At 50.7% G+C, this 11619-nt stretch carries 10 protein-coding genes and 2 tRNA genes; 6 read left to right on the forward strand and 6 right to left on the reverse strand.

Going from position 1 to position 11619, the window contains the following annotated elements:
* The first annotated feature begins 39 nt into the window (after positions 1 to 39).
* Together IG82_RS0106325 and IG82_RS0106330 are read left to right on the forward strand one after the other, a co-directional pair.
* Positions 40 to 894, forward strand: coding sequence for a TrmH family RNA methyltransferase (locus IG82_RS0106325; protein ID WP_052545786.1), 855 nt, complete (start codon positions 40 to 42; stop codon positions 892 to 894).
* A gap of 72 nt (positions 895 to 966) precedes the next feature.
* Complete coding sequence (locus IG82_RS0106330) at positions 967 to 2394, forward strand: (Fe-S)-binding protein (RefSeq protein WP_052545787.1); 1428 nt, start codon at positions 967 to 969, stop codon at positions 2392 to 2394.
* Between the two features lie 127 nt (positions 2395 to 2521).
* On the opposite strand, the gene IG82_RS0106335 is transcribed toward IG82_RS0106330, so the two are convergent.
* The 4 genes from IG82_RS0106335 to IG82_RS0106370 all read right to left on the reverse strand — a co-directional run bounded on the left by IG82_RS0106335 (position 2522) and on the right by IG82_RS0106370 (position 6088).
* Positions 2522 to 2746: a hypothetical protein gene (locus IG82_RS0106335; protein WP_172642921.1), complete on the reverse strand. Its 225-nt coding sequence runs from the start codon at positions 2744 to 2746 to the stop codon at positions 2522 to 2524.
* A gap of 47 nt (positions 2747 to 2793) precedes the next feature.
* A complete protein-coding gene (locus tag IG82_RS0106340; protein WP_156095435.1) occupies positions 2794 to 4206 on the reverse strand; it encodes a hypothetical protein in 1413 nt (470 codons plus the stop codon).
* Between the two features lie 173 nt (positions 4207 to 4379).
* On the reverse strand, positions 4380 to 4721 hold the full coding sequence (locus IG82_RS07190; RefSeq protein WP_156095436.1) for a hypothetical protein: 342 nt from the start codon (positions 4719 to 4721) through the stop codon (positions 4380 to 4382).
* A 596-nt stretch (positions 4722 to 5317) separates the two neighbouring features.
* On the reverse strand, positions 5318 to 6088 hold the full coding sequence (locus IG82_RS0106370; protein WP_156095437.1) for a hypothetical protein: 771 nt from the start codon (positions 6086 to 6088) through the stop codon (positions 5318 to 5320).
* Positions 6089 to 6326: 238 nt separating this feature from the next.
* Between IG82_RS0106370 and IG82_RS0106385 the strand changes: the two genes are divergently transcribed.
* The 4 genes from IG82_RS0106385 (at position 6327) to IG82_RS0106405 (ending at position 10027) form a co-directional block, all read left to right on the forward strand.
* Positions 6327 to 6917, forward strand: a complete 591-nt coding sequence (locus IG82_RS0106385; RefSeq protein ID WP_031934690.1) for a DUF3501 family protein — start codon at positions 6327 to 6329, stop codon at positions 6915 to 6917.
* A 124-nt stretch (positions 6918 to 7041) separates the two neighbouring features.
* Entirely contained in the window at positions 7042 to 9255 is a 2214-nt protein-coding gene (locus IG82_RS0106390; protein ID WP_172642922.1) for an aconitase family protein, read from the forward strand.
* Positions 9256 to 9320: 65 nt separating this feature from the next.
* Positions 9321 to 9394: transfer RNA gene (locus IG82_RS0106395), tRNA-Met, on the forward strand.
* A gap of 249 nt (positions 9395 to 9643) precedes the next feature.
* Positions 9644 to 10027 (forward strand): hypothetical protein, encoded by a 384-nt coding sequence (locus IG82_RS0106405; protein ID WP_156095438.1) that lies wholly within the window; start codon positions 9644 to 9646, stop codon positions 10025 to 10027.
* A gap of 129 nt (positions 10028 to 10156) precedes the next feature.
* On the opposite strand, the gene IG82_RS0106410 is transcribed toward IG82_RS0106405, so the two are convergent.
* Complete coding sequence (locus IG82_RS0106410; RefSeq protein ID WP_052545795.1) at positions 10157 to 11167, reverse strand: ribonucleotide-diphosphate reductase subunit beta; 1011 nt, start codon at positions 11165 to 11167, stop codon at positions 10157 to 10159.
* 332 nt (positions 11168 to 11499) lie between these two features.
* Positions 11500 to 11573 (reverse strand) — tRNA-Cys (locus tag IG82_RS0106420).
* Positions 11574 to 11619 lie beyond the last annotated feature (46 nt).

The following is an 11619-nucleotide window of genomic DNA, read 5'->3' on the forward strand; positions in this document are numbered from 1 at the left end:
CTTATGATCATCCAAAACGCCCCCAGGTGCAACAATATCATGCCCCCTGCCTTTTCTGACCTTGCCAAAAAACGCGGGCCCAAAAAAACCTCCCCTCCACACAAGAGAAAGCGCAGGCCATCAGAAAAACAAGCTCCCCGCCGCCTACAAGGTCCCGGGTTAGACACAGCTAAGCAAGGCCTGTGGTTGTGGGGCTGGCATACCGTCTGTGCGGCCCTTGCCAACCCACAGCGAGGCAAGCTGGCGCTTTATGTGACAGAAAAGAGAAAAGCCATGCTTATCGACCAAGGTTTTTCTCTTGAGGCTCTGTGCCCTCACCATGTTGTGACGGCAGACACCCTTGATCAACGACTGCCTGGCGAGGCCCTCCATCAAGGCATTGCCCTTCAGGCACAGCCCCTGACCTATCCCTTATTCAAATCATGGCTTCATGATGAAGGGCGCGGCACACTGCTGGCGCTTGACCAGATCTGTGATCCCCAAAACATTGGCGCGCTCGCCCGTAGCACATGCGCACTCGGCGGAAGCGGCCTTATCTTGCCACAACAAGGCGCGCCTGCCCTGGATGGCGCCTTGGCCAAAGCTGCAGCGGGTGCCCTCGAGCATGTACCTGTTTTTTTGGTCACCAACCTTTCCCAATCTCTGCTCGATGCGAAAGAAGCCGGTTTTTGGGTGTCGGCCATTTCAGAAGATGGCCAGAGCCCCGAAGCCTGGACGCCATCAATAAACCATATTCTTGTGCTGGGCGCCGAAGGGAAGGGCCTGAGGCCCTTGGTAAAACAACGCTGTGACCAAAGTGTTTGTTTGCCCACAGCGCCTTCTTTTTCAACCCTCAACGTTTCGGTGGCCGGGGCGTTGGCCCTTTATATGGTCAAAGCGAAACAATCAGGATAGACTGTGCCTATCTATGAGGCACCTTCGGGCACATAGGTGGTCGGTGCCGCCCTTACGTGAAAGGAATGTGAGATGAGCCAAGAAGGTGGCCTTGAGGCCCCCACACGTCACCCCCTGCCCCTGGATGATCCATCGTTTTATGACGAAAAAGCGTTTGAGACTGAGCTGCGGCGCGTGGCAGATGTGTGTCATGGGTGCCGGCGGTGCTTTAACCTGTGCGCCACCTTTCCCAAGCTGTTTGATGCCATTGACGCCTCCAAAACCGGGGAGGTGGATGGCCTGACCCGTGAAGATTTTGAACCCGCCATCGATGCCTGCACCTTGTGCGATATGTGCTTTTTGGTGAAATGCCCCTATGTGCCGCCCCATCCGTTGAATGTGGACTTTCCGCATCTGATGCTACGCGCGCGGGCCATTGCTGCCAAAAAAAAAGGCGTGCCGTTTGTGCAGAACCAACTCACCCAAACAGACCGCAACGGCTGCGTAGGGTGCAAAATCCCATCCGTGGCCAACTGGGCGAGCAAAACTTGCAACACCCTCACTCGCCCCCTGCTGGAAAAAGCGGCAGGCATTGATAAACGGGCCGAGCTGCCTGCCTTTAACCGACGGGCTTTTTCTCAAACACCGCCACCCTATCCCCTCAATGACAAAGCACCGGCCTTGGGTGAGAAGGTGGTGCTTTACAGCACGTGTTTTGTCAATTATCACAATGACGCCATCGGCCAAGCGGCCATGGCTGTCTTGGCCCACAACGGCATTACCCCTGAGGTGGTGTATCCTGAATGCTGCGGCATGCCGCGCTTTGAAATGGGGCTGACCGCTGAGGTGGCCAACAAAGCCTTGCGCATAAGCCAGACGCTGATGCCTTTTGTGGACAAAGGCTATACCGTGGTCTCACTGGTGCCCTCGTGCACGCTGATGATCCGCAATGAATGGCCTTTGATGCACCCAAGCAACCCAGATATTGCGCGCCTGGCTCAACGCACCTTGGACATCACAGCCTATCTTGTGACCTTGGCCAAAACCAAAGGCTTGCCCCCGCTCACCACACCCTTGCAAGACGGTATTTTTCTCCACATCCCGTGCCACAGCCGCGCTCAAAACATGGGCAACAAAGCGGAAGAATTGCTGGCCATGCTGCCCCACACCCCGCTCACCACCATGGCTAAATGTTCAGGTCACGGCGGATCTTGGGGCATGATGAAAGCGCATTTTGAAGACGCCATGCACGTGGGGCGCCCCGTGATGCGCGCCATCCGCAAAAATGCTGCCTCCATTGTTGCCTCTGAGTGCCCCCTGGCGGCGACACATTTGAAGCAAGGGGCGTGCCCAGAATCGTGTTCAGGGTCATGCATGTCACAAGCGTCCCGACCCAAGGACACTTCATCCAAGACAGCCTCACCTAACACAGAACTGACTGCTGAGAAACAGTTTGTCCACCCCATCCAGGTGATGGCGCATGCCTGGGGCCTGATCGACCTGGCGATGAAGGAAGCCTGAGGCTTGATCGGCGCGCGTGCCCTTGGGGACCACCCTCTCTTCACAGCCTCTTTAATTGTCCCTTTCAACACACGCTTCAATGTGCCTCTCTAGATGTCAGGGTCTGAGGCCCCTCGCCCGCCCCACCTTAAGAGGCATCTTTAGATGTACCTTCAGCCTCTTCAGGCGCACCTTCATGCTGAGATTCAGGCGCTTTTTCCTTCTCTTTCCCTGTGTTTGGCGCATCTTCAGCCGATTCTTTGAAGGGGCGCGCAGATGCCTCAAGAGAAAGCGCCACCAGTGCCCCGTTGACCACAGACAGCTCTGGCGTTTGTGCAATCCGTTCCATGTGTGCATCCCAACACGCGCGCATATGCTTTGCCAGCAACCCATACATCCTGCATTGATAGGATGTAAGATTTATTTTTTATTTGTTAACGTTAACAGGCGCACATCCAGGGGGCCAAAGATAATGCTTCCCTCACCCTTGCCAAGAGGGGCTCCTCCATAGGGCTCATAAAGAGAAAAGTGTGCTGTAACCTCTATAACCTCCTGAGGTTCAGTCTGTGGTGGGTTGAGTGTGCATATAAGCCTTTCAGACCTACACTCACGGCCATGTTTTAAGTGACCATAAGCAACCCCATCATCACCACAAAACGGACCCTTCAGGTTGACACATGCCCATGTATTCCCTTCCGGCACATTGAAATAAAAACTTCTTAACAGAAGCGCGTGTTGAAAACGATGAGAAGAAAAACTTAGGTGATAAAGGACAGTGCAAGTAAGCTCCAGTGAGACTCTCTCATGGATCATCCCTTTTGCAAGCAAATGATCCAACACCTTGGCCCACGCTTCAAGCGCAAAGCCGCCTGGCAAAAGAGGTGAATGGTTGGGAACACATTTTTCTGGCGCTCCTTTTGTCACAGGGGCCGTCACCCCTTCTTTCAAAGAGACAGGCAAAGGGGCAGCGTTCCAGATCTCACACACCTGGGGCAGTAAGGCCTGGATGCGCGCCTCTTGACGGTCATTGGGGAAACACAGTTTTGTTAAAGAGTCTACATAGGCACGGACACGCTCTTTTGTTCCAGGCCTCTCTCTTTGTATGGAAGAATAGAATCTTTTGACGCTGCTTCTGTCTGCGATCTTGGTATTGAGGCCCTCTTTCTCTCTTGCAAGTTCCCGCACAAAGGACGCAAAATAATTGTGCAACCTTATAAAGGCATCTTCTGATTCCTTACAATCAAAATGAAGAATACGATCACCAAGCTTTTCAAGGAAACCGAGCATCACTTGCCTGTGCGTTGTGAGAATATGTGCCCTATCAAGAACGGCCCCTCTTACCAAGTCTGCATCCTGAGCCAGGAACGTCAGCAAAGCCAACCTTTCATCGGAGGTGATCTCACGCTCCTCACGCAACAGGTCTCGCATACAGCCGATGTCATGACCCAGAAAAGCCCGCAAAGCCAGCCTTTGAAGGGAGGGAAGAACCTCCCCCACTGTAGGAACCGTGGCTTGCACAGAGCCTGATATCTTGCCCAACAAAGCCTGAACCTTGGGGGATGTGGTTTTAAAATGGTCCTCAAAAGCTTGCCTGTATGTCAATCTTTGCGCAACCAAAGCATCCTGTGCACCAGCGTCATCTGGGGGTGAAGAAGGAACCTTGACGGCCTCAGGTCGATAGCAAGAAAACCATGGCAACACAATCTTTGTGTCAGGGCGCACAGTGATAGAAGACTTTCCGTCAAACCTATCTTGAGGCGCACGAAGGGGCGCTGTCATGAACATACACACCCCCCCAAAAATGCCCACCATCATCCACACTTGCCTCATCACAAAACCATACCTTCTGGTGAATCTCACCCCTACCAAACACAAAAAATGACACAATGTCAAAAATCAAATTTAACCTGTTGGGCGACCCTGACATGCCCGTCCCTTTTGATTGCACAAATGGTTGCGTGCTTTTTCTCTCAAGCATTTATCCATGATCCCACGGCCCGATCTCTTTACGCCAAGGTAGCCTCTAGCTCCCTTGGATGCGCAGTGGCCATGTTTATATCATCCCACAGAGCTTCGAGCTTTGTAGACAATGAGTCTGGGTCATCCGCAAAGCCTGTAAGCGTTTCTGTGTTTGCATCAGTATTCGTGCTTAAATCGGCATCCGTTAAATCGCTGTCTGTGTTTAAGGTAAGGCTGAAACGCTTCATTCTTTCACAAAATGACTCCTCTTCAGCAGGCATACAAAAGGAGGGCGACACAGCTTGGTATTGGTCTTGGGAAAATGTGATTTTGTACTCATCACAAGAGATCCCCTCAACCTGACCGTCAGCACCAACCGCCAGTGCCAAAGAAGCGCCCCATGCACATATGCCCCAAAAAGGCCATCAATAATCTCAAATAAAACGTTTCCATAAAAACAATATCCTTTACAAAGTCTGCCCATCGTAACAAAAAATGACGAATTGTCAAAAAATAACCCTTCGTCTCTTGGGCCTCTGCCTCTTAAGAAAAGGCGTTTCACAGGCAAAAAGCCTGTTACCAACAAAGAACCTTTTTTTAAAAAATACCTTTCAGCACATGGTCACGCCTCCCTCAAAAACAGCCTGTCTATAGAGAAAAACTATCTCTGGAATCACCACACTACTTTTTGCAGCGTAACCATCGCTGCCACTTACATGAACCCGTGAAACGCTTGGATGAACTGGCGTGATCAACGCCTGGCTTTTAAACAGAGGGTGTGATGCGGTTCTTCAAGACAGGCCAGAGATCATCATCTCAAAAGACATCCGTGAAACAGCGGACCCAACGAAAAGCACGCGCAACCACAGCCCTTGCAGCAAGAGGGGCACCTGAGAACAAGCACCCCCAAGATCAGCGCTTGACATCACATATCAGCTGGATTCATCAATCCTGTGCAACACCTTCAGGGCACACGCATTTTTTTTCAAGAAAACCTTTCTTGAACAATGCTGTTAATGACGGCCAACGAACTATATTCCCCATAGGCCTCATCTTTTGTCAAAAGGCCCTCTTTAACCATCAGGTCTATATGCTCGTTAATAGCGCTTTTTTGTTTTTCTACGCGCACTTCACGCTTCTTTGCCTCTTCCCGCAAAGCTTCCACTTCCCTATCAACAACCTTTATTGCTTCTCTGATTTCTCGTGCTTCAGGGTTGTTGGGATATCTCTCTTCAGAAACATTAAAATCGTCCCAAGGGTGGTTTCCTTGCTCAAATTGCTTTCGGACAAAAGCCCACCTTTTAGCTAAAGTGTCTTTCCCATGGTTAGCAATCTTGTCTTTTATGCGCTCGACCGCTTTCCTGGCTTCAGCAAGATCTGCAAACTTTTTATGAAAGGAGTTGCGTATAATGTCAGCCTGGGTTGTAACCTCATGTGCTTCCCTTAAAGCGGGCACGGCGGCCCCTTCGGTGACTGGCTCTGAAACGCTTTCCTCAGAAGCGAGGGGGCGGGGATCATCCTGCACCGAAGAACCAACGAGCCATACATCCTCATGATCCGAAGGCCCGAGCCTTTCTGATGATAAAGAAGGCCGGGGGTTGGGAGAGACATCGTCTTGATCCATCGCGGTCAGTGACCCAAAACCCATGAAGGAAAAGCCGGTTAACACCACGCCCATAAAAGAAAAACGGTACATCATAGAAAGAACCAAAGATAAAGCCAAGCCTATGTCTATTTTAAGCAAAAAATGACTCATTGTCAAATAAGTTCTTGTTTTTCCTGTGTTTCTTCCCCCTTCCTCTTCTATCCACTAAAGGGTTTCTGGACTTCTTTTTTATCTTCAATTATTACCTCGTCGATTTTCACGTCTTCTGGTTTTCACGTTTTCTGGTTTTCGCGTCCTCGGCATTGGCTATAGCATAAGACCGGTGAAAAAGCTGCTTTCCCTTTGTGGGCAGATTGCCTTGGGGCGTTTTTTGCATTAAGATGGACCTATGGTGAAGACGGCTATTTCTCCTCAGGATATTCTTTTACCCCCGGCGTTTGCCCCGGTGCGCGAGGCCATGCGGGCGCGCGTGAAAGAGATAAAAACCCACAGGCGGGTGGGCGTGGGCCCTTATGCCACGTTTTATTTTGAATGCTATGACACCTTGGTGTGGCAGATTCAGGAAATGCTGCGCATCGAACACGGCGGCGCGGATCAGGTGCAAGACGAAATTGACGCCTATGCCCCCCTGTTGCCCCAAGGGTCAGATTGGACGGCCACCTTGATGTTTGAGATTCCTGATGCCGCCCACCGGCGCGCGCTTCTCAGTGCCTTGGGTCATGTGGAAGACACCATCACCCTTCGCGTGGGCGACCACCTTGTGTCTGCTGTGCCTACCGATCATGATATTCGCACCACGTCTGAGGGCAAAACCTCGGCCATTCATTTTCTGCGTTTTGTGTTTGAACCACCCATCAAGGCGCTTTTGCTTACCCACGCCCCTTCTGTGGTGTTGGCGATTAATCACAAAAACTATAACCATCACGTGACACTTGAGACTTCGGTTATCAAGGCCCTTCTGTCTGACTTAACCCCTTAATCTCCTGCCAGGGTTCACCCCCTTACGGATTGCCTCCCTGGGTATGTTTCCCTTGGTGTGTCTGCGTTTTTTTACCCTTTTTTCATCCCCTTCCCCCTACAACCATTGTGAACACACAAAGAAGGTGAGCCCCATCTCACACGACACGTTTACCCTCAACGGCACACCGGTTTGCCTTAAAGGTCTGTCTTATCTGAAGGCGCATCCTCAGCTCACCCGAACACAACGTCTGATGGCGCTCAACATGTTTCATCATGGGGCCCAAACAGATGACAGCGTGTTACCCACCCCTGGAGAGGTGTGGTCTTTTTTTCCAGATCAAGCACTGGCGCAAGCATCATGCCTCCCGTTTTGTTTGGCTGAAAAAAAAGCGCCCCCCAAAGCCAGCACCACAAAAAAAGCTGCAGAGACTGGTGCCCCCAAAGCTTCGTCACACGCATCAGCCAACCTCGGACAACCTTCTGCTCAAAAGCCGCCCCCTTATGTGCCGTTTTCTTTGTGTCGCACCCCTCACATACCGCTTTACGCCCTTTATGAACACAAGCACCCCGCTTCGTGGGGACACGAATTTAACAGTTATCTTGAGGAAGGCGAAAAGCTTGGCAACCTGATGAAGGTGCACAACCCTTTTGACATGCCGCCCCTCAGTCATGAACCGTCGTCTGAGAGCTTTTTCCACACACTCATTGGCACCAGTGATGCGGTATCTATGTGGGGCGCTGTGGGCCTTTTGGCCTTGAGATGTTCAGTGACTGAGCTGAAAGCCGCCCTGTCAGGCACGCCGCTGTTGCTCAGGCGACCCTCAATCTTAGGGGTGCGCATTGAAGGCAACATGCCCTCTTATGCAGGTGCGCGTGACATTGTGCACAAGCTGATGGATCTTTTGTCTGATCTATACCTGCCACACAAAATCATTGAATTTTTTGGCCCCAATCTTCACACCCTTTCTCTCGAAATGCGCCAAGAGATCAGCGCGCTGGCCAGGTGGATGGATGCTGAAGCCGTGTTGTGGCCCATCAGCGAAGATACCTTACGCACCATCCAAGACAAACCGACCTTCAAGGCCTTGGCCGAAGAAACCGGTTTGTGGGAAGAAGCCGCCCAGACAACAGACGATTGGGCCTATGATGAGCGCCTTACCTTGTCTTTGTCCACCATCAATCCAGGCTATGCACCGGTGCTGGCATCCCGGCCTGCGTTGATGACCAACACCCAAACGTGGCAACCGCCTTACACACCCCCCACAGCAGGGTTTCCTTCCTCTTCTCTGCCTATCACCCAAGCGTCTGTTGTGCTGCCGTCTCATATCAAGATCGCTCATGACTCGATTCTGGCCCTCAGCTTATTGCTTGAAAAAATGGCAGCCAAAGAGCTTGTCTTTAAGGCCACCACCACGCTTTTTGTACACCCTGACTATCAAGAAGATTCTCCTTTGATGCAAAGGATAAAAAAAGATGTGCTCGCGCTGGATGGCAGTATTGAATTCAGCACGCTCCCCTTTGGCACACACGTGGTCACCACCGATGGGTCGCTCTTGTGGACATCTGAGATGTTTGCGTGCCTCTTTTCTGTCTTAGGCACCACCTATGACGACAGCGTGCCTGACCTTTCACCAAACGTCACGATCAAAGATGTGTGGCCTGAGGAGCTGGATATACAAAAACAGAGCGAGCAATTCCCAGCCTCCACGCCTGATGACGTGGTGATGCCCAAAACAAGATCCCGCCCTTTTTGGTGTGAGATGCCCACACGTCATAGCCTGGCCACCACGATCCAAAAGGCCCATCCCTTGCCTATTTTTCGCAACCATGATCTTACGTTCTCTTTGCTTGCCCGGGGGCCTATGGGTGAGAAAGAGCCTGAACCGTTTGAGGCCTATCGTAACCACCCCTATTATCTGAAAAAAGCGATTCAAAAAGCCACCAAGAAATATGTGCCCAAAATCAGCGAGTCTTTCCTTGAAGGCGATGTGCCCCTGGTTATTTTTGGTGGCCATGCCTATGGACGCGCCGGAGATTGGGCGTGGTTGGATTGTGGGCTTTCTTTGCTCAATGTCCGGGCCGTGGTTGCCCATAGTTTTGACCCCACGATTCACAGAGCCCTTTTGCATGCAGGCATCTTGCCTCTTCATTGGATGCCTCCGGCAGAAGGCAAAGATATTGTTCTTGACGGCAGCGAGCACATCACCATCACAGGTGTCCATACTGCGCATCAAGATAACCACACCGTGATGATGACGGTTCAAAAACGAGACACAACCCTTTTCGTGCCCCTCATGTTGCATCACATCCTTGGCTCTATGTTGCCGGACCACAAAAAAGAAGAAAAAGCCAGTTGACAGCACAAATATTGTCACAGGTTCTTGACAGAAGGTGAGCCAACGCCTTAGTATCCCCAGTATGACGCGGGGTAGAGCAGTCTGGTAGCTCGTCAGGCTCATAACCTGAAGGTCGTAGGTTCAAATCCTGCCCCCGCACCCGTTTTTGGCTTGCGTTATCTGCCTTCCTTTCCCTGCTCTCATCTTTTTCTGCCTGTCCTGCACGCACGATCAGGGTGCGCCCTGTGGTCACAGACCTATTTTCTCCAACGCATCGCTTTTTTGTTGGGAATGTGCACGCTTCTTTCCTCAGCAGGGTTTTTTATGTTTTTTTAAGGCAAAAAATTCACGCATTCTTCAAAAAATAGGGGCACACTAGAATTGTCTATATTAAACAAGGAAGCTGGCCATGATTGGGGTATTCGTGATCTTTTTTCTAGGTTTTATCAGCCAAGCCGAGGGAGTAATGTCTCATTCAGCCCAAACAAAACGCATGGCGTGTGTGCTGGTCAAACACAGTACACAAATCATGAACCAGGGGGAAAAAGTACTTCAGCTGTCCCCAGCCATGAAAAAAAAGGCCAAAACCCTGGCGCGCAAGATTCTTGACGAGCAAAAGTCTTTGCACAAGGTCGTGAAAGAAGCCTTGCATCATTCACCTGAAGATATCTATGTCTTGCGCCTCTTGTGCGCGCAAAAAAACACCTTCACAAAACCGCGCATCAAACCCGTCACCCCTCAAGAAACCTGGATGCCCCAAGAGCGCCAAAAAGGACGTGGGCGCCGCCCATAACACGCCGCGCCTCTCAGAAAGGCTACCGACAACATCAGAAAACGAAGAAGAAGCCCCCAAGCTGCGCCTGAGGTTTTCTTACGCCTTTGAAAACGCGGCCAACACACCACGAAGGTTACTCAGAAATATCTAAGCCGCGCCTGATGCTTTCTTGGCCCTATTTTCTTCCTTGAAATGCTCAAAAGCCTCTTCCCATGTGCCACGTGTGGCGGCCTTTGAATATTCGGTCGCCCTATTTTCAAAAAAGTTGGTAAACTCAATCGCACTGGTCATTTCTTCCATCCAGGGCAACGGATCTTCCTGAATATCATAAAGTGGATCAGCGCCGAGCTGCCCTAACCGGCGATTAGCAATATAGCGGATATAGCGCTTTGTGTCCTCAGCGGTCAAGCCTTCAATGGGCCCCATTTCAAAGGCAAGATCAATGAAGACGTCTTCAAGGCTGACCACCTTATCGCACACCATGTGAATTTTCTTGTGCAAGGCATCGGTCCACAAAAAGGGGTGCTCGGCAATCAACGTGCGAAATAGATGGGTCATGGAATGGATATGAAGGGTTTCATCCCGAATCGACCAAGACACAATCTGCCCCATGCCCTTCATTTTGTTAAAGCGTGGAAAGTTCATCAGCATCACAAACGACGCAAACAGCTGAATGCCCTCACCAAACCCTGAAAACATGGCCAAGCTCATGGCAATATCTTGCAAAGATTCGCCACCAAACTCTTGCATATAATCCCACTTGTCACTCATAGCTTTATATTTGAGGAATGCTTGATATTCAATTTCAGGGATACCCAACGTTTCCAGCAAATAGGCATACCCTTGAATATGAATGGTCTCAATATTAGAAAACGCTGACATCATCATGCGAATTTCCACGGGATGGAAAATCCGCCCATAATATTGCATATAGCAATTGTTGACCCCAATATCCATTTGCGTGAAAAAACGAAAAATCTGGGTCAGCAGGTTTTTCTCTGAGGGCAACAGGTTTTTGTTCCAATCCTTCACATCATCGGCCATAGGCACCTCATCGGGAAGCCAGTGAAGGCGCTGTTGTGTTTGCCAGGCCTCAAAGGCCCACGGGTAACGAAAAGGTTTATAAATGGGGTTAGGTTTAAACAGAGGAGACACCATCTCCACCGGGCATTCTGAAGGAATATCATCCGCAGACAGCCCCTTTATGCGCGCTTCGTCAGCGCCGTCCCGGTCGTGGTTAAGAGATTGATTCATGGCGTTTTCTCCCCTCAAAAAGTCTCTCTCACTTTAAAACGATGCCACAAGAATCGCCACCTTTTCTTGCAAACTTTTTTTAACCCACTGAAATACAGGCAGAGAAAACAACAAGGGCACCCTGCTCTCCCTATCTGTCGCACAACACACTGTTTTTACACGCATATTTGCCAAAAAAAACAACCCCATGCTTTTTTTGAATACACGTTAAGAGAAGGCAGCAGACGCGTGCTTTGTGGAGGCCGGAGTCGGAATCGAACCGACATACAAGGATTTGCAGTCCTCTGCATCACCACTCTGCCATCCGGCCCCTTGTGCATGCACCCTGTCATTGTGAGCAAGGGGGGCAGCTGCGT

The organism is Candidatus Hepatobacter penaei (genome assembly GCF_000742475.1).
Lineage (GTDB): Bacteria > Pseudomonadota > Alphaproteobacteria > Holosporales > Hepatobacteraceae > Hepatobacter > Hepatobacter penaei.